Genomic DNA, 18,777 nt, shown 5'->3' with positions numbered 1-18,777 from the left:
AGAATCACTCTAGCGCCGCTATACGTTTGTTTACATAGTCAAGGCTGGCTGATGATAAACCAGCACCTGTTGCCCTTGCCTGACGGTAAGCTAACAAAGCCTGTGGCTGTTGTTGCATCGCATCAAAACTCAGCGCCATGCCTAACCACCAACGCGCCTGGTCTGGTTGCTGCCTGGCCAGTTGCTGAAATACCTGCACTGATTGCGCATGCTGATGTGTTTTTTGTAAAGCCGCGGCTTTTAGCGCATAAAAATCTATGAATTCAGAGAGTTCAGGCTCGCCCTCTAAATAACTCAATGCTTTGCTCCACTGCTGTTGCTTGACCGCCAAAGCCGCTAACGCCATAGATACTTTAGTATCTTGCACGCCTGCTACTCTGGCTTGCTCCAGGATCTGTACTGCTCCTGCTGCATTGCGCTGGACTTGCGCAAGACGGGATAACTCTAAATAAGCCTGACTGGATCCTGGTTCCAATTGACGGATTTGCTGCCAGCCACTGACCGCCTGCTGCAGATTGCCAACAGACTCGGCTTTTTTAGCTTGTTGCACCAGCCTGTCTTTTTGCTGTTCTGGGCTCAGCTGCACTTTTTCAATAGCCAGAGAGCGGGGTTTGTTTTCTACTACTACTTGCTGGTCCCGCTGGGTTTCCAGCAAAGTGTCCTGCTCTGGTACAAATTCCGCTGCCTGATCAAATTCACTGATTTGGACTTCCGCATGAAGCAGCAGCTCAGCTGAAGAGTCAGAAGAACTGTCCTCTACTGCTGGTTCGAGGATTTGCACCGGCACAACCCGTGGTTCTGCAACAGCACGACTGGCAAAAGCTTGCAATTGATCTGCAACTGCAGCCTGTGGCGCTGGAGTGCCGGGCGACTCAGCCGCCGTTTCTGACAAAACGCGATTAGCGACTATATCCTGCAAGCTGACCGCTTGCTCTGTCGCAGCTGCAGGCGCTGTTGATGCGGCTAAGTTTTGCACTGCAGGCATCAGCTCAGTCAATACAGCCAGCGTATTTGGCTGATCCTTCGGCACTTCAGCAGCAAGCACCTCCTGCGGTGTTGTGATGGCAATACGCTTCAAATACCAGGCCTGGCCCCACCAGCCAGCCAACAACGCCAAAGGCACTGCAGCCCAGACCAGCCACTGTGATTTACGTTGAGGCTTAAAACTGACAAAACCTCTGGTCTGGGGTTGCTGTTGCTGCTTGTCTAAATCACGCAGCATTTTATTGATCACACTCATCACCAAAGCTCCCTGAAATACCAGGCAGCGGCAACAACCATCAGTAATGAGACCAAAAGGCCCACCCCCAACAAACTCAAACCAGAACCATAAGTCAGGACATCCTCAGTATCTTTAGCTGCATAACTCAGATGTCTGGTATCAACCTGCAGCTTATTTTCGCCAAAAGCCAGCATCAGGCCCTTGTGACTTAATACATTTACCAACCTGGGTATACCTCTGCTGTATTTCCAGATGGCCTTTAATGCACCCGGTGAAAATAAGGGTTGGCGCACTCCAGCTATATCGACGCGGGCCTGGACATAAGCCTGCACTTCGTAAAAAGACATACCACGCAAAAAATAGGAAAAACTGACGCGCTGACGCAGCTGACGAAATTTATAACTGCCTAAACGTTTATCCAACTCAGGCTGACCAAACAGCACCACCTGCAATAACTTTCGTTGCTCAGTTTCGAAATTGGTCAGCAAACGCAAAGCTTCCAAAGTGTCATCAGGCAAAGCCTGCGCTTCATCAATAATCAGCACAACCCTTTTGCCTTCTGCAGCAAGCGCAACCAATCTATGCTGTAACAACTGCACTAACTGCTGATTGTCTATAGTGCCCGCTTGTTGTAAGCCTAATTCGGTGGCGAAAGCCCAGCGTAACTCCACAGGAGATAAAGAAGGGTCTGGAATATAAGCTATCACCCAGTCAGCTGCAGCTTCGTTTATCAGCTTACGGCACAACATCGTTTTCCCTGTGCCCACCTCTCCCGTTACTTTGATGAAACCTTCACCAACATTCAAGGCAGTATTGAGCACCTCCAGGGCTTCATGATGTTGAGGCAAATCGACATAAAACGCCGTGTTTGGTGTCAAACCAAAAGGAGCTTGCTGTAAACCGAAGTGATGTAAATACAACATAGTCAGTTCTTTGGATACCATTGATCGATCAAATCCGCAGACTGTTTAATCTGTTGCTGCATAGCACTGCTGGACGATACCGTAGGTTTAATCAGAATAATCAGTTCCTTTTTACGTTCTACTTTACTGATGTTGGTAAAGAGTTTTCCGAATAAAGGCACTGATCCCAGCACTGGCACTTTGGATTCATTGTCACTGATGCTGGATTGCATCAAACCACCAATCACCACAATTTCGCCATTACGGGCTTTAATAATAGTATCGGATTCACGGATATTGGTTTGAGCAGAAGGTAAAGTAAAGGAACTACCCGCCCCCAGATTAATGGACTTACTCAACTCAGTGGTCTCTGAAACCGAAGGGTGTACATGTAAAATCACATCACCATCGACATTAATCTGCGGCGTTACGTCCAGCGCTATACCAGAGAAAAAAGGTTCCAGCTCAGGGATAGGAACATCCCTGGTAATACCTGTGCCTGTTCCTGTGGTGTCGCTCAGATTTGAACTACTACTGACACCAGTCACATAATACTCGTCTGAACCCACTTTGATCACAGCCTTTTGATTATTAATAGCTGTGACACGAGGGCTGGACAAGACTTGCGCATTGCCCTGAGTTTCAAGCAAATTAATGACACCGCTAAAATCGTCGCCTGCAAAACCTATACTGCCCAAACCACCTATCTGAGCGGTAATGTTATTACCCAAGCTAAATGTATTATTACTAAAGTTGATATCAGTAGAGCCAATAGTAGTGGCGATCTGACTCCAGTTAATACCTTGCTGGTAATCGTCATTTAACGTGACTTCAATGATTTTAACTTCCAATATCACCTGGCGTTGTAAACTTTCTTCCGTTTGCCCAAGGTATGCCTTTACCGCTTCAATTTCAGCAGGTAAACCACGTACTGTGACCAAACCTGCTTGCGGACTAATCACCACAGCGCGATCTGGTCCTGCCCCCATCACACCAGTAATAGCTTCTTTTAAATCTTTCCAAAAATCGGTCTGACTGGAGCTTTGCACTGAGCTGCCATTGCCCTGCCCACCCTGATTGTTCTGGTTACCATTCTGATTAGTTTGGTTGTTATTCTGGTTATTATTCTGGGTAGTGTTGCCTGAACTACCTCTGCTGTTATTACCACCTTGTGACGAAGAGATACCCCCAGCAGTCACAGAAATGGAAGAGCTGCCGGAACGCTGCATCAATAAATAATTCACAGCTATGGTTTCAGTGCGAAGACCACCTGGTAGTACTTTGTAAATAGAGCCTACCTGCTTAATATGGTAGCCATAGAGCTGTTCAATAACAGTAAAAGTTTCATTCAGTGTTACCTGCTTTAAATCCAGCGTGATCTGGCCCGAAACAGCAGGATGAATAGCAACACTGTAGTCTGTATCAGCCACTAATGATGTAAAAAAGTCTGCAATATCGACATTAGAGGCTGCGACATTAAAACGTTGCTGCATAGGCCGGGCTTGCTGCATAGGGCTGGTCAGCGCCAATAAATCCTCAGTCACGCTGTCAGGTACAACCAGGGCTGCCGCTTGGGTCAGCTTTTGTTGTTCAGCCAGTACTTTCTGTGCATCCTTGGGCACCTTAGTTTCCTGTACCCCCTGACAACCCGCTAAAGCCAGACTGATAAAAGCTAATGTGAAACAGTTTTTCCTAAAATAATTCATTGAGTTTTCATCGCTTTAAACAAACTTAAGGTGAGGCGTTCATTTGCCTGCTGTAACACAACCTGTTGTCGGTTAATACTAAGCACCCTGTAACCTTCAATGTCGTCGCCTTGTTTAACGGACTGGCCATTAATCAAAGCCATATGCTGCCCTTGTACATTTTTGATCAGACCCAGTTTAAATTTTGCAGCTTTGGCAGCCATGTCAGAATCAGCTCCAGCAGAACTCACAGCCATAACCACAGCCATATCAGGTTTGGTTGGATCTGAAGCTGCAACCACAGCACAGCTCAGAACGAAAAAAAGGCTACAACTTAATATAACTTTCATTGTCACTCACAGTCAGCAATTGCAACGTCAGCTCAGCATCAGGGTATTGAGTCACCTTATAATCAATACTCTGCCACCCCAAAGACCACGACAACTTGTCCAGTCGCTCTAAAACAGCTGTTAGCGCAAAATAATTACCTGATAAAACAACAACTGTCGCGTGTTGATAAATAACCGCTTTACTGTCTGACCCCTGATCAGCAAAAGTTAAGGGGACAGGCGGCTTGATACTGAGAGATTTTAATTTTACGTTGTTGCTACTTTTTAAAACATCTTGCAACACCAGCGCCATACGTTCAGAACCAATAAAATAACTGGTGAGCTGAGCAATTTGTTGCTGTAACCCTTGTTCTTCAAGCTGTAGACGCTCAATTTCCTGCTTGTAGTTTGCATCTGCATCTATCCCTTGCTGTTGTTGCAACGACATCAACATAGTGTTTTGCTGCTGTACTGTCGCAGTAGCACTCTGTAGTTGTTGTTGTGTTTTTTTCAGCGCTTCAAATGCTGGCATTAACAGCTGTAGCATAAAAAGCCACAAAGATATCAACAAAGCGCTGCTCAGTGCAGCGATTTTCTCTCGTTCTTTTAATGCTTTGAAGCGTTCAGACAATTGCTGCCATGCACTCATGGTGGCGTCTCCCCGATAGCAGCGGAAGATGTCACTTTAAAAGTCAGCGCCTCAGTATTTTCTTGCTGTTTCATTTCAAAATGAGAAAAAGTCTGGCCTTTGAAAAATTCAGAGTTGCTTAACCGGGTGAGCCATTGTGGTAACAACGACGCTTCTGTGACATAACCACTAAACTGACTGGAGCTTGCATCCAGACTAAAACTGTCCAGCCAAAATCCCTGAGGGTCTATCTGGGCAAGGTAATGAAATACCGGCGAGTACTTCACTGAAGTTTTCACCTGTTCGCCTTGAACAAAACGCAGTAGCTTTTGCTTTTGCGCTATGGTCTGACTCAGCTCTGTGTGCTGCTTCACTATAGAGGGCGTAGGTTCGCGCGCCGCTAACTTTTGCTGCAACTGGCTGATCTGTTGTTCCTGGGTTTTCAATTGCTGCTGCACTAATGCGAGCTCAGCTTTTTTTTCATCATTTTGCATACCTATGATAAAGCCCGCAGCTGACAAAACAGCACAAAGTCCAAGCGTGCTGCCGACCAGCAACTTTAAACTGATTTTCTCTTTGACTGGCTGTAAAGCCGGTACATAAAGGTTAACCCGCAGCTTCAAGGTTGACCTCCCGTCGAGCGCACAAAGGCTCAATAGCAGCAGCAAGAGCCACCCAATAAAGACTAAACTGCTCGGCAGTCATCTCCACTCCAGCCTGTTTGGCTGACAATCTAAATACCTGCGAGAACCCATTTTGCACGAACAACTGCACCACGTCGTCCTGATCTGAACGCGCGAACAACAAGGCAATTTCCTTGACCGGTGCTTGTTTCAGTTGGCCCTCGAAGTAATCAATAGAACGCTGTAGTTCGAGCAGCAAGTTATCAAACGGGCCCAGTTGTAATTCTTCCAGACTAAATTGGTCGAGCCGATTAAATCCACGAAGACGACGGGAAAAGCATAAATTTCCCTGCTGCAGAATTTGCACAGTCAAATCCTGACCCGGTTGATGAGACACCAGCATTTGTGCCTGCTCTTTAGCCGGCAACAAGTTTCTGGCTAACCATTCTTCAGGTTGAATACTCACCAATTGTAATTTATTTGCCACAAACAAAGCGACCAGATCGGCCAGCCAGCTTTTTGAGCTGACAACTACATTGACTTTGATGCCCTGCAACTGGTTTTGCAGCGGTAAGTCCAGATAGTCCAGTACCATGTCATCATCAGGCAAAGTGACCAAATCTTTGATTGTCCAGGGTAAAGCCAATGAAATCTCTTCATCAGGCACCGCGGGTTTATCAATTTGTACCACCATGTATCGCTCAGGAGGTATCACTAAAGTACATTGACAATCTGTCGGTAATTTCGCGGCTACAGCTTTAAAAGCGTTAGACAATTGAGCTGCGGAGCCAAACTGTTCCAGCAGTACTTGTTCTACACTGTGCTCAGTTGCGGATTGCTGACTCACCACAACAACCTTTAGACTATTGGCAGACAGATGGATGCCAGCAAAGGTATTGCTTGATTTCCCAGTGAGTTTTAATAGCGCCAATAGCTTTGTTAACATAACTGTAAATACGACCTACTGTGCTTTCTTTATTATAGTGACGGTAAACTATCACAAGAACGATAAAAGTGATAAAAATTCATGCTGCAGTGACAACGAATTATGACACCAACTTCTTATGTACAGTGGCAAAAACTTGACCACCCACTCCTGAGTGAGCATCAGATCGAGCTCTGGTTGCGTTATGCTCAGGAAACCAATCCGGATATCTCCGGAAACAAAATATTGAAACTAAAATACCAGTTGGAACTAGCGCTGCAACAAAAATATCAAGGCCTATTCACCTTTGGTGGCGCATTTTCCAATCATTTGGTCGCAACAGCAGCGGCAGCGGCAGAAAATAAGCTGCAGAGTCTAGGTATAGTCCGGGGTGAAGAGGTTGATTTAAATAACCCTACTTTAGCGCTTTGCCAATCTTATGGCATGCAGTTGGTGCGGGTAAGCAGAGAGATGTACCGCAAACGCCACACTGAAGAGGTTGTACAGCAATTAAAGGAGCAATACCCTGGGTACCTGCATATCCCGGAGGGAGGCACTTGTGAGGCGGCTGTGAGGGGAGTCAGCGAGCTGCAAATCTGCACCACACCTGCAGGCCCCGCATCTTTGCTTATTTGCGCTGTCGGCAGCGGTGGTACTATAGCGGGTTTAATTCGTGGTTCCGACAACACAGCGGTTTTAGGTATAGCTGTAGTTCAGGATCAGACTTTGCCGGAAAAAATTAAGGCTTTTTTGCCTGCCGAGACTCAGTGGCCCTTGTGGCAGCTGATTCAGGCCCTGCACCAACCTCGTTATGGTCATTTTGATCAGAAGTTGTGGCAATTTTGCCTGTCTTTTACCGAGCAGAATGTGCAGCTTGACCCCATTTATACCGGCAAAGCTTTGTATTCTGTGTTTGAGTTGATTAAAAGTGGGCAGATCGCAAAGGGGAGCCGCCTGAGCTTTTTTCACACAGGCGGATTACAAGGTCTGAAGGGGTTGGCTTACAGAGGCCTGATAGCTCCGCTTGATTCAGTGCAGTAGAACATCATAGTGACCGGCTTATTTTGACAATTGGTTCTGGGCAATCAGCCGTGCCAGCGGCTGACTGAAGTAATACCCCTGTGCACCTACTACACCCAGCTTTTTCAGGCATTGCCATTCCTGCTCCTGTTCCACCCCTGTCGCTATCACTTTTATATCTTTGCCGACACAAGATGCCAATAAGCCACGGATAAATAGTTGCTGCTCCAATTGATGGTCAATACCCCTCACTACAGCTGGATGAATTTTCAACATTCGTATTGGCAATTCATCGGTATAAGGGGTAGCGTCAAGACTTAGCCCTACATGATCCACTATTAATTCAAAGCCCCACTGCTGCAATTGCAGCAGTTTAGGTTTCAAGCTTTTGTAGTGTTTCATCAAGTGATGCTCATGAAATTCCAGCGCCAGATCTGCCGCTACTATACTGCCATTGTTCACTTGCTGCTGCAGCCAATGCCACCATGCCTCATCCAATACAGACTGAGTACTTAAATTCACACTACAACGACAATGCTCGAGCGCTTCTGTTTCACCCAGTTTAGCGACCTTCAATAGCACATACTGGTCTATGGCGCTGACCAGACCACAGTTGGCTGCCATAGGCAAAAACAGTGCAGCAGCAAGTTTGTCGCCATCACTACTGGCCAGTCGTACCAGCACCTCATGCTGCAACACATCATCGTCCTGCCAGGAGAATACGGGCTGAAAACCCAACAAGAACCTGTTTTGTTTTAACGCATTGTGCAACTCAGTTCGCCACCAGACTGAGCCTTTAATCTTTGGCTTTTGAGGATCATTGAAACCAAAAGCAGCATTAGGCCCTTGTAGCTGAGCAGTTTTTAATGCCATATCTGCTTCAGCCATTAATTGGTAAGAACTTTGACCCTGTTGATACAACACGAAACCTATGTGGATCAGATCAAAATCCTGACATTCCGCAAAGAAATTGGCTTGACTCAGCACCTGTGCCATCCGATCACCAAATTGTTCTGCTTCTTTTCCGGTTAACCCCGGCAGCAGCAGCGCCAGATCGTTATCAGCCAACCTGGCCATTACTGCCTCTGGCCAAACCGCGGCCAGCTCGGTAATCAATTCAACACAACCTTTTAAGCGCTGCAATTTGACCAGATTGGACAAGTTGGTTTCAGGGTGCGACAGCTGAATTAAAAACACAGCGCCACGCTCAGCCTCGCCACTTTCAGTTAAATAATGATTTAACCGGCTTTCAAAAAACACTCTGTTACCTATAGCCAACTCGTGATCCACTAAGCCCTGAACACGCACCAATTGGCGAATCTCGCTATCACGTTTTTGCCAGTTTTGCAGTTTCAGTACAACGCGTTGTAATTGAGTGGCAGGGTTGGTGTCCTGATGAAAAGGTAAATCCAAATGAGTCATGAGTTGCAGAGTTTGCTGCTCCAATTGCTGTAACTCTTGGCTGAATTGCTGTTGATAAGGCCTGATCCACCACAACCAGCACAACCAAATCAGAAAGGGCAGATTCAGCAACAGGTAATCCAGAACACTCCAAGTGTTCACTAAGTCAGATGAAAGGTGCAGAGCAGGATTTGAACCATCCAGAGTTACAAACTCCGCCGCAGTTTCAGGTGGACTGGATAAAAGCTGCAATTGGTTTTGTTCGCTCACCAGCCAGGACTGCTCAGCCAGAGGCTGCAGCGAAAGCCATTGTTGCAACTGCTGCTGGCGCTGCTGCAATTGCAACTGACCAATAGTAAAAAAGCTGATATTAACCAGCAGCAGTACCAAAACACTGAGCAACTGCTGCCAATGCCGCTTCTTTTGCACTATTTGGCTTAACCTCATTACAACTCCTTTTGCTTGATCAGATGAATCTGATAAGTGTGAGTCAAGTTTGACCTCTATGCAGATTTTTTTGCTGTGCTTGTATTTGTCCACCAGGTACAGGATCGGACAAAAAACAGTGACTTTGATATAGTAAAGTCAGAATCACGATAAAAAAACAACAGGACGGACAGATGGAATGGCAAGTTGCAAGCTTTAGTCAGTTGGATTCGTATACGGTATACGCCATGCTGCAATTAAGGGTAGATGTGTTTGTCGTAGAACAAAACTGCCCTTATCCAGAACTGGATAACAAAGATTTACACCCACAAACCCGACATATTCTGCTGAAAAAAGGCGACAAGATTCTGGCTTATGCCCGGGTGCTTGCCCCAGGCGTCAGCTATGAACATAGTCCGGCTTTAGGTCGGATTTGCGTATCCCAAACCGCCCGTCGTCTGGCTCTGGGCCGGGGGTTAATGGATAAGGCACTGGATGTCACCAGCAGCTGCTGGCCTGATTTGGAGATCCGTATATCCGCTCAGTGTTATCTGCAACGTTTTTACGAGTCTTTTGGCTTTATCGCTTGCAGCGAACCTTATCTGGAAGATGATATTCCGCATCTGGAAATGGCCAGACCTGCCACTCCCCCTCAGTTCAGCAGCCATCCAGTGACCTGATGGCGAATACAAGATCTATTTAACCTGAACTCGGGATAATGAGTGTCGACTTTTTTGATTTAATGAATTAAATCAACGAAATAACATTGTTACGTTAAGCAACCAAAGTCTTTGCTGACTGAATGCACAGATTTTTGTGGATCTCAAGGCGCTTTGTCGTACGCCATAGCAAGCTATGGCTAGACGGAGCAACGCAGAGAGGCGCGAAAAGATGTCTATTCAGTGGCACCGCTTATCCCGAGCTCAGGTTATTTAACCTGTTCAGCTTTCCGGTGCCTGACCGTAGAGCTGCTCAGCCCTATTAAATAACACCCAACTAGTCAAAATGTACTTATCGTCAGACACTGGCACACAACCTCTATGAGTGTGAGTAAAATAAGCCGGTGCTATCACCATACTCCCGGCTTTGGGCTGAATGGCTTTATTTTGATAATAAAACTCCGTCTGGCCGCCCTCCGCTACATCGTTTAAGTAAAACATAAATAACAAAGTGCGATGCAGTGGCTCATTGTGCGGTAACTGCGGATAGACCTCTGAGTGCCAGTAGCCGTAGTTTCCTTTACCCTGCTGGTACTTTTGCATTTGAATAGGACCCAGCCGATACAAAGTACGCATAAAATTATCGGCCTGAGGGGCGCCCAGCTCCGGGTAGTTTTCCGCAGTGATGGTCACCATACGGTGCTCAGCTGGATGGGGAACCGTCATACTAACAGGACCAATTAAAGCAAAATGGTATTTGCGAAAATAATCGGCTACGTAATCAGTGGTGTAGCGGATAATCTCAGCCAAGGCTGGGTGATAGTCCGGATACTGATTTAAATACAAGTCTGTGCTTAATTTTTTGCTTGGATCGACACCACCGCCTGTGCGACCCGCTGTGGTATAAGGACTTTGTTCAAAAAGCTGGATCAGTTGCTGACAAAAAGCACGCGGCAATACATCATCATATACTTCGATAAAATCATTCATAGTTTCTAGGTTATTGTTATGTTTAAAGAAATTATTCAGCCACGTTTCAATGAAACGGACGCCTCAGGTCATATCAACAATACAGTGCTAACGGCGTGGTTTGAAGGGGCTCATGATCTTTTTCAAATTATTTACACCTGACCTCGAGACCAAAGTCGGCGATTGAGTAGCAAAGTAGGGGGTCAATCGACGCGAAGCGGCATTGCGCCATAAACTATGAATGGCTGGCTATTTTCCGATAACCTTTGGCAGACTGCCTTTGGCGAGTCCACCTTAGACTATGAACAAAAAGCCGCCTTGACCAAACATTTGGTTTCAGCCAGCTAATCTGGCTTTTGGTCGCGTGCTGCTGGTAATTTCATCATAGTATCACTAGCTTGTGTGCTCCTGTATTTCAGAGGCACAACCACAATGAAAAAACTCCTGCTCTGCAGCCTGATTGCGTTATCACCTCAACTGATGGCTTATGACCGTATTACCGGCGCTGACTTTGCCAGCCGTTCTGAAGTGATAGCGCCTCATGCGATGGCGGCTACCAGTCAGCCATTAGCCACCCAAATCGCTTTGGATATCATGAAACAAGGCGGCACTGCAGTAGATGCAGCCATCGCAGCAAACGCGGCTTTAGGTTTAATGGAACCTACTGGCAACGGTATAGGCGGCGACTTGTACGCTATTATCTGGGACGGTAAAACCAATAAAATTTATGGCTTAAATGCCTCTGGCCGTTCCCCTAAAGGCTTAAGCCATGCACAACTGTCTGAAGAGCTGAAAAAACTCGGACGTGAAGACTTGCCTCCTTACGGTATGCTGCCCATCAGCGTACCTGGTGCTATAGACGGCTGGTTTGAAATGCACCAGAAGTTTGGCAAATTGCCTATGACTCAAATTCTGCAACCTGCTATCACTTATGCCGAACAAGGTTTCCCGGTTAGTGAGCTGATTGCTTACTACTGGGACAGATCCGTACCCCGCTTAAAAGATCAGCCAGGTGATTTTGTCGGTACTTTTACTATCAATGGCAAAGCACCAGCCAAAGGCGAGATGTTCAAAAACCCTGACTTAGCAGCCACTTATAAAGCCATAGCCGCAGGCGGCCGTGATGCCTTTTATAAAGGCGATATCGCCAAAAGTATCGACGGCTTTATGAAAGCCAACGGCGGCTACCTGCGTTACGAAGATTTCGCCAACCACAGCTCAGACTGGGTAGAACCTGTATCAGTCAATTACCGTGGTTATGATGTCTGGGAGCTCCCGCCTAACAGTCAGGGCATAGCTGCATTACAGATGCTACAGATCCTGAAGAACTTTGATTTAAAAGCTATGGGTTACAATAGTGTCGAAAGTATTCACACCTTAGTGGAAGCAAAAAAGCTGGCCTTTGAAGACAGAGCCAAGTTTTACGCGGACACCGACTTTAACAAACTGCCCATCAAAGGCTTGATATCTGAAGCCTATGGTAAAGAGCGCGCCAAACTGATCGGTGCTACTGCCGCAAAACGGGTGGACGCTGGTAATCCAGCCGCTTACGAAGGTGACACCATTTATATGACCACGGCCGATAAAGACGGCACTATGGTGTCGCTCATTCAAAGTAACTACAGGGGTATGGGTTCAGGTGTGGTTGCGCCTGGCACAGGTTTTGTGTTCCAGGACAGAGGCCAGATGTTTTCTATGGATAAAAAACACGCCAATGCCTATGAGCCGGGTAAAAGACCTTTCCAGACTATTATTCCGGCCTTTATCAGTAAAGACGGTAAACCCTTGACCAGCTTTGGTGTCATGGGTGGCGCTATGCAGCCTCAGGGTCATGTGCAGATTGTGGTAAATATGATTGATTACGGCATGAATCTGCAAGAAGCTGGGGATGCAGCGCGCTGGCAACATCTGGGCAGCACTGAACCTACCGATTCACAGGCAACTTACTTAACCAATGGTGGTTATGTGCAACTGGAAAAAGGTGTGCCTTATGAAACAGCCCGTGAACTGATGAAAAAAGGCCATGACGTGCGTTACGCTTTAGGTGAATTTGGCGGTTATCAGGCCATTATGAAAGACCCCAAAACCGGCGTTTATTATGGCGCTTCAGAGTCCCGTAAAGACGGTCAGGCCGCAGGGTATTAATCTTTACTTGGGGTCAGGCCTTGAATGTTGCAGCGTACTGCAACATGCAAGGCCTGACCCCAAGTAACTGCAATTTTACTTCAACAGCTGCTTTAGTGTTTCTTCCCGCTGTTCAGGGCTTAACTGCTTGACCACTGTACCTTCAGCTCGTATTTGTTTTAGCTGATCGCCCAGCAGAATATCGCGGCCTTGTTCGTGGTGCTTAATCACCAGTAACTTCTGCACAAAAATCGTATCCGGATGGGTGCTATTCAGATAGTTAGCCGGCATAAAGTCCACCCATTCACTGGCATAAGGTTCAAAGCCAAACTGACTTAACCACTGGCCGTCCACCAGCGCCTGTACCACATAAGCACCACTTGGCTCTGTGGTTAAACGGAACTGATCAAAGTCTTGTTGCTGGATTTGTTCCAAAGAAGATAAGGCGATGGGAGCACGAATACCGTAGCTGCCAAAACCTAAATCACAGATCCACTGGTCACCATCAGCTTCCACCAGCAATACCATATGAGTTTTAGGTCGACGCACCGGGTAAAACATAGGGCGACAGGCGACAAACTTATAGCTAAAACCTAAAGCCTGCAACGCCATTGCAAAGAGGCCATTCACCTCATAACAATAACCACCACGGCCCTGCCCCACTATTTTATCGACAATCTGTTCTGGCACTAAGGAGACAATTTTACCGGCCTGTACATCGAGGTTTTCAAAAGCAACATGAAAGAGCTGGGCACGCATCAGTTGTTTTAATATCTCGGCGTTTTTCCCCAAAGGCCCTTTATAATCAATGCGTTTCAGATAGGAGTCTAACTGGAAATTTTCTGCATACATAAAGCTTTGACCTGCCTGATTAATGAGTAGATGAAGCAGCTTTATCCTGCACCAAAATCCAGGGAGAAATCACCACAGCCCAAAGTTCGGCCTGTTGTTCTACCCAAAGCACTGCTTGCGTGTCTGACACTCTGTCGACTAAACCAGAGTGCAGCCAGCGCTGCACAGCGGCTTTGTCATCCTGACTAAAAGCAAAAGCCACATCGACCAAATCCAGCTCTGCTGAAACCTGAATTACAGAACCTGCCGCATAAAATTTCTGCAAATCCAGCCAGTTAATACGGGCAGTTTCGCTAATGATTTTAGCTTTGAGTACATCGGGTTCGACTTCAAAATTCTCGTGCATCAATCAATCTCTTCGTTATTCCAATTCATCGCTTTGCTATTCAAGTTCGTCGCTTTGCTCGGATACCTGAGCTGCGCTGAGTTCGTGTTTTTTCATCAGTTTATGAAAGTCTGTCCTGTTACGGCCTGCAAGTTCTGCAGCCCGAGTCACATTACCTTCGGCCATTTTTAATACCCGGATCAAATACTGTCGTTCAAATTGGTCACGTGCTTCACTTAAGGTCGGCCAAAAGCTACGATTTTGTGAAAGAGCCTGCTCCACTAAAGCTACACTGAGCACTGGGCTGTGGGTTAAAGCTACACATTGTTCAACCACATTCACCAGTTGACGCACATTACCCGGCCACTGAGCTGTGACCAGTGCTTGCATCGCATCCTCAGAAAAACGATTGACCTGCATACCATGGCGTTCGGCATTTTGTTGCAACACATGCCGGGCCAATAAGGGAATATCTTCAGCCCGCTCTCGTAAGGTTGGTAACTGTAAATTCACCACATTTAAGCGGTAATACAAGTCTTCGCGGAAACTTTGTTCCTGCATCGCTAGCTTTAAATCCCGGTGCGTTGCAGACAACACTCTTACATCGATAGGAATAGTTTTGGTACTGCCGACAGGACGGATTTGTCGCTCCTGCAAAGCCCGCAACAGCTTTACCTGCAATGGCATGGGCATGTCACCTATTTCATCGAGGAACAAAGTACCGCCGTCTGCTTCGCGGAATAAACCTAAATGCTCAGTCACAGCGCCAGTAAAAGCGCCTTTGCTGTGACCAAAGAGTTCAGACTCCAACAAATGCTCAGGTAAAGCCCCACAGTTAATAGCGACAAAATGGCCTTTAGCCCTTGGGCTGGCCTTATGAATAGCTTTGGCCAGCATTTCTTTACCTGTGCCACTGGCCCCAGTGATTAATACACTGACATCGCGCTGCGCAACGCGATACGCCTGATCCAGCACTTGTTCCATCACTTTACTGCGAGTAATAATATCGGTACGCCATTCGTCTTTACTTGGCACATGAGATTGATGCACGGCCTTTGCCAAAATATCGCGTAAGTCATTATTATTTAAAGGCTTAGTTAAAAAACCAAAGACACCGCGCTGTGTCGCTGCTACAGCTTCAGGAATGGAGCCATGAGCAGTCATCAATACCACAGGTAAACCTGAATGGCGTTTGGCAATTTCATCAAACAAAGCCATGCCATCTAAACCCGGCATACGCAAGTCACTCAGCACCACATCCACTTTATTTTTACCCAGTAGTACCAAGGCTGTTTCAGCACAGTCTGCGCTGATCACCTGATAACCTTCGCCTTCCAGACGCAAGGTTAGCAAACGTAATAAGCTGGGATCATCATCCACCAGCAATAACCGGGCGCCATTGCTCATGCTTAATTTCCTGTCTGGTTTAGTTTGGCTTCAATTTGAGTCAGTGCATCAATTTTCTTCTGCAAATCTTTACTTTGCTTACGCAGTTTATCCAATTGCTCCTGCTGCTGTGCGTTAAGACGGGATAACGCTGTAACAGCGGACTCACTTTCAAGTAATTTCTGGTTGTAAGCTAAATCCCAACGCAACAAATCTGCCAAGCCTTTAGGTAAAGCCGTCAGCTTGTCATTTAATTGAGTTTGAGCAGCAAAACGCACAGCATAAGGACTGTCTGGATGCAATTTAATCAGCAACATTTGTAAGGTCGTGACAGGGCTGGTTTTAAAGCTTTTCAGTAATAAATCACGCTCAGCAACCGGCATTAAAAGTAACTGAGCGCGAAAATCACGCCAGGCCTGTAAAGTGAGGGCATCATCTGCAATAGCAAGCTCAGCTTTCACAGCCTTGGGAGCCTCAACCAACTGGGTTTGAACAGGTTCAACTGTGGGTATAGTTTTATTAACTACCGGGACCACAGGTTTTACAGTTTCGCAGGCTGTTAACGCCAGACAGAGGCCTAGACTAAACCAAAGTTTCATACCGCATCCTCAACTAAAGGCAAACGCACCTGAATACATACATCGGCGTAACCGACGTCGATAATTTCTGCCAGACCACCTAGTAAACGGGCACAGTCGGCGACTATAGATAAACCTAGTCCTGATCCCTGAACAGCATCAAAACGAGGGGCTTTGCCACGCTGGAAAGGTTCAAACAATTTAGCCCTCAATTCTGCAGGAATACCAGTGCCATTATTGGCTACGTCCAGTAGCATAAACTTATCATGCTGACGTAAATTGACCCAAACCTGACTGCCCTCAGCACCATAAGCCTGAGCGTTGTTGATCAAGTTATCCAGAATGCGTCTGAACAACATGGAGTCGGTGTAAATACGCGGCAACTGACAATCCAGTACAATTTTTTGTTCGCGTTGCTGCAAAGACAAGGCATGGTCATTAAAGCAATTTTGCAACAGAGTTTTGCTGTCGTGCCAATCAAACTCTGGCTTAGCTTGCTGCAATAACTTGTTGTAGTCCAAAAGTTGCTCTGTCAGCACACTTAAACGATCGGCACTGCCGTTAAGCAAGCTGACCACTTCCATTTGCTGCGGATTTAAAGGGCCAACTAACTGTTCACTTAATAGTGCACAGCCTTCACGGATACTGGATAAAGGCGTTTTAAGTTCATGCGAAGCATGGCGCAGTAAAATAAGTCGTAAAGCTTCTAACTGTTGTAAACGGGACGCCAACCAACGTAATTGTTCACCCAACTCAGTTAATTCACGTGGGCCATCCACTTTATCGTGTGGGAAATGATGGCTGGCCTGCCCTATAGAACGGATCATTGTATCGAGCATTTTTACCGGAGCAGTAATGCGTGCACAAGCCCAAAGCACCATTAACAAGGTCAGCACCACTAAAGCCACTGTTTGCCAGGCGAGATGGCTTTGTGCCTCTTCAGCATACACCTGCTGTTGCTGTAATCGTTGTTCCAGCAAAGCCCAGATCACTTGCGTCAGTTGCACTTGCTGCTGACGAATTTTTTGCAAAATAGGACTTAGCTCTTCGTTGCTTTCATGCAAGTAACTATTAAACAACAACTCCAGCTGCTGCTGTTGCTGTGCGCAAAGTACAGGCTGGCTCAAATTCAAACACACAGAACCTAAATTCTGCTGATAATTATTTAAGTGAGTCGCCGCCAGTTGCGACAAAGCGTCAGTTTTCAAAATACTAAATTGCAGCACAGAACGTTCAATATCATTCACCAGCTTCTGCATATTTTCAGCACGGCGTACATTAGCCACCGAGCTTTCAGCTTCAGCTATGGCATAACGGCTGACATCAGATAAAGCACTATGGCTTTGCCATAACAAAACCCCTAGTGGGATCAAGGCCATAAAAAAGCTGAGTAATACAAACTGCCGCAGGGAAGCAGGCTGAACAGGCATTCGCATCAGAACAGGGTTCCACGAAAAATCAGGCGCTTATCATAACGGATTTACACAGGGACGTAAAAAAATCGTCAGGAACGATTTTTAACAACGCAACGCGTTGGCCCCATCGGGGTGAGCGCCATGGACAGCGGCGAATAAAAAATCGTCAGGAACGATTTTTAACCTGTAGGGGCGCGGGCTTGTCTCCGCCCGTCTCAAATTCCAGTCCATTGTTGGGTGAGCGCCATGGACAGCAGCGAATAAAAAATCGTCAGGAACGATTTTTAACCTGTAGGGGCGCGGGCTTGTCCCCGCCCGTCTCAAATTCCAATCCATCGTTGGGTAAGCGCCATGGATGGAGACGAATAAAAAATCGTCAGGAATGATTTTTACCCTGTAGGGGCGCGGGCTTGTCCCCGCCCGTCTCAAATTCCAATCCATCGTTGGGTAAGCGCCATGGATGGAGACGAATAAAAAATCGTCAGGAATGATTTTTACCCTGTAGGGGCGCGGGCTTGTCCCCGCCCGTCTCAAATTCCAATCCATCGTTGGGTAAGCGCCATGGATGGAGACGAATAAAAAATCGTCAGGAATGATTTTTACCCTGTAGGGGCGCGGGCTTGTCCCCGCCCGTCTCAAATTCCAATCCATCGTTGGGTAAGCGCCATGGATGGAGACGAATAAAAAATCGTCAGGAATGATTTTTACCCTGTAGGGGCGCGGGCTTGTCCCCGCCCGTCTCAAATTCCAATCCATCGTTGGGTAAGCGCCATGGATGGAGACGAATAAAAAATCGTCAGGAATGATTTTTACCCTGTAGGGGCGCGGGCTTGTCCCCGCCCGTCTCAAATTCCAATCCATCGTTGGGTAAGCGCCATGGATGGAGACGAATAAAAAATCGTCAGGAATGATTTTTACCCTGTAGGGGCGCGGGCTTGTCCCCGCCCGTCTCAAATTCCAATCCATTATTGGGCGAGCATCATGGATGGTAGAACACCAAAAACAAAAAACCGGTCAGAGACCGGTTTTTTCGCGTATCGACAGCAACTAATTAGTTAGTAGCTTGTTCCAGTGCAACAGCAGTGCGTGCCTTACGTACTTTAGCAGCAGTGCGGGCATAAGCATCAGCAGATTGAACACGTTCTAGCTCTAAAACTGCATTGCCATTTAAATCAATTTTGCGCATGTAGGTTACAAATACAAAAGCGTTAACCATAAAGAATGCTATAGCTGCGATTAAAAATAAGTCCATAATTCACCCCGTCTTTACTACTGTTTATTTCAGCGTTTTGCTGAGCCTGCCGGTAA

Annotated in this window: 19 protein-coding genes; 3 read left to right on the top strand and 16 right to left on the bottom strand. The window is 46.6% G+C overall.

Annotation, left to right across the window (positions count from 1 at the left end; all coding sequences use genetic code 11):
- Nucleotides 1–4 precede the first annotated feature (4 nt).
- The 7 genes from EMM73_RS10925 to EMM73_RS10895 are packed head-to-tail and all read right to left on the bottom strand — an operon-like array spanning nt 5 to nt 6,236.
- Nucleotides 5–1,240, bottom strand: a complete 1,236-nt coding sequence (locus tag EMM73_RS10925) for a tetratricopeptide repeat protein (protein ID WP_127686470.1) — start codon at nt 1,238–1,240, stop codon at nt 5–7.
- Nucleotides 1,240–2,145 carry an ExeA family protein gene (locus EMM73_RS10920; RefSeq protein ID WP_261373383.1) on the bottom strand — a complete coding sequence of 302 codons (906 nt, stop codon included), beginning with the start codon at nt 2,143–2,145 and terminating at the stop codon, nt 1,240–1,242. Before EMM73_RS10920 ends, EMM73_RS10925 begins: the two co-directional genes overlap by 1 nt.
- Before the next feature lie 2 nt (nt 2,146–2,147).
- Entirely contained in the window at nt 2,148–3,830 is a 1,683-nt protein-coding gene (gene mshL, locus EMM73_RS10915; protein WP_127686468.1) for a pilus (MSHA type) biogenesis protein MshL, read from the bottom strand.
- A complete protein-coding gene (locus tag EMM73_RS10910) occupies nt 3,827–4,159 on the bottom strand; it encodes a hypothetical protein (protein ID WP_127686467.1) in 333 nt (110 codons plus the stop codon). The genes mshL and EMM73_RS10910 overlap by 4 nt, the downstream gene beginning before the upstream one ends.
- A complete protein-coding gene (locus EMM73_RS10905) occupies nt 4,137–4,787 on the bottom strand; it encodes a hypothetical protein (RefSeq protein WP_127686466.1) in 651 nt (216 codons plus the stop codon). Before EMM73_RS10905 ends, EMM73_RS10910 begins: the two co-directional genes overlap by 23 nt.
- Nucleotides 4,784–5,389, bottom strand: a complete 606-nt coding sequence (locus EMM73_RS10900) for a PilN domain-containing protein (protein WP_127686465.1) — start codon at nt 5,387–5,389, stop codon at nt 4,784–4,786. The genes EMM73_RS10905 and EMM73_RS10900 overlap by 4 nt, the downstream gene beginning before the upstream one ends.
- The gene (locus EMM73_RS10895; protein WP_127686464.1) at nt 5,373–6,236 is read right to left on the bottom strand and encodes an MSHA biogenesis protein MshI; all 864 of its coding nucleotides are present in this window, start codon (nt 6,234–6,236) and stop codon (nt 5,373–5,375) included. Before EMM73_RS10895 ends, EMM73_RS10900 begins: the two co-directional genes overlap by 17 nt.
- Before the next feature lie 201 nt (nt 6,237–6,437).
- Between EMM73_RS10895 and EMM73_RS10890 the strand changes: the two genes are divergently transcribed.
- Nucleotides 6,438–7,355 carry a 1-aminocyclopropane-1-carboxylate deaminase/D-cysteine desulfhydrase gene (locus tag EMM73_RS10890; protein ID WP_127686463.1) on the top strand — a complete coding sequence of 306 codons (918 nt, stop codon included), beginning with the start codon at nt 6,438–6,440 and terminating at the stop codon, nt 7,353–7,355.
- An 18-nt stretch (nt 7,356–7,373) separates the two neighbouring features.
- On the opposite strand, the gene EMM73_RS10885 is transcribed toward EMM73_RS10890, so the two are convergent.
- Complete coding sequence (locus EMM73_RS10885; RefSeq protein WP_127686462.1) at nt 7,374–9,182, bottom strand: EAL domain-containing protein; 1,809 nt, start codon at nt 9,180–9,182, stop codon at nt 7,374–7,376.
- A 173-nt stretch (nt 9,183–9,355) separates the two neighbouring features.
- Here EMM73_RS10885 and EMM73_RS10880 point away from each other — a divergent pair, with 173 nt between their 5' ends.
- Nucleotides 9,356–9,841, top strand: a complete 486-nt coding sequence (locus EMM73_RS10880; protein ID WP_127686461.1) for a GNAT family N-acetyltransferase — start codon at nt 9,356–9,358, stop codon at nt 9,839–9,841.
- Between the two features lie 261 nt (nt 9,842–10,102).
- On the opposite strand, the gene EMM73_RS10875 is transcribed toward EMM73_RS10880, so the two are convergent.
- The gene (locus tag EMM73_RS10875) at nt 10,103–10,810 is read right to left on the bottom strand and encodes a 2OG-Fe(II) oxygenase (RefSeq protein ID WP_127686460.1); all 708 of its coding nucleotides are present in this window, start codon (nt 10,808–10,810) and stop codon (nt 10,103–10,105) included.
- A gap of 411 nt (nt 10,811–11,221) precedes the next feature.
- Between EMM73_RS10875 and ggt the strand changes: the two genes are divergently transcribed.
- Nucleotides 11,222–12,934 carry a gamma-glutamyltransferase gene (ggt, locus tag EMM73_RS10865; RefSeq protein ID WP_127686459.1) on the top strand — a complete coding sequence of 571 codons (1,713 nt, stop codon included), beginning with the start codon at nt 11,222–11,224 and terminating at the stop codon, nt 12,932–12,934.
- Between the two features lie 75 nt (nt 12,935–13,009).
- On the opposite strand, the gene EMM73_RS10860 is transcribed toward ggt, so the two are convergent.
- The 7 genes from EMM73_RS10860 to EMM73_RS10830 form a co-directional block, all read right to left on the bottom strand.
- The gene (locus EMM73_RS10860; protein WP_127686458.1) at nt 13,010–13,765 is read right to left on the bottom strand and encodes an arylamine N-acetyltransferase family protein; all 756 of its coding nucleotides are present in this window, start codon (nt 13,763–13,765) and stop codon (nt 13,010–13,012) included.
- A gap of 19 nt (nt 13,766–13,784) precedes the next feature.
- Nucleotides 13,785–14,111 (bottom strand): DUF2288 domain-containing protein, encoded by a 327-nt coding sequence (locus EMM73_RS10855; protein WP_127686457.1) that lies wholly within the window; start codon nt 14,109–14,111, stop codon nt 13,785–13,787.
- Nucleotides 14,112–14,147: 36 nt separating this feature from the next.
- Nucleotides 14,148–15,497 carry a sigma 54-interacting transcriptional regulator gene (locus EMM73_RS10850; protein WP_127686456.1) on the bottom strand — a complete coding sequence of 450 codons (1,350 nt, stop codon included), beginning with the start codon at nt 15,495–15,497 and terminating at the stop codon, nt 14,148–14,150.
- Between the two features lie 2 nt (nt 15,498–15,499).
- On the bottom strand, nt 15,500–16,075 hold the full coding sequence (locus EMM73_RS10845; RefSeq protein ID WP_127686455.1) for a hypothetical protein: 576 nt from the start codon (nt 16,073–16,075) through the stop codon (nt 15,500–15,502).
- Nucleotides 16,072–17,490 carry a sensor histidine kinase gene (locus EMM73_RS10840; RefSeq protein ID WP_127686454.1) on the bottom strand — a complete coding sequence of 473 codons (1,419 nt, stop codon included), beginning with the start codon at nt 17,488–17,490 and terminating at the stop codon, nt 16,072–16,074. The genes EMM73_RS10845 and EMM73_RS10840 overlap by 4 nt, the downstream gene beginning before the upstream one ends.
- Nucleotides 17,491–17,571: 81 nt before the next feature.
- Nucleotides 17,572–18,435 (bottom strand): hypothetical protein, encoded by an 864-nt coding sequence (locus EMM73_RS10835; protein WP_127686453.1) that lies wholly within the window; start codon nt 18,433–18,435, stop codon nt 17,572–17,574.
- Nucleotides 18,436–18,520: 85 nt separating this feature from the next.
- A complete protein-coding gene (locus EMM73_RS10830; protein ID WP_127686452.1) occupies nt 18,521–18,721 on the bottom strand; it encodes a hypothetical protein in 201 nt (66 codons plus the stop codon).
- Between the last annotated feature and the right edge of the window lie 56 nt (nt 18,722–18,777).

The organism is Rheinheimera sediminis, assembly GCF_004005375.1.
Classification (GTDB): Bacteria; Pseudomonadota; Gammaproteobacteria; order Enterobacterales; family Alteromonadaceae; genus Pararheinheimera.
Note: the sequence above shows the minus strand (reverse complement) of the source record. Positions and strands in the feature narration are given on the sequence as shown.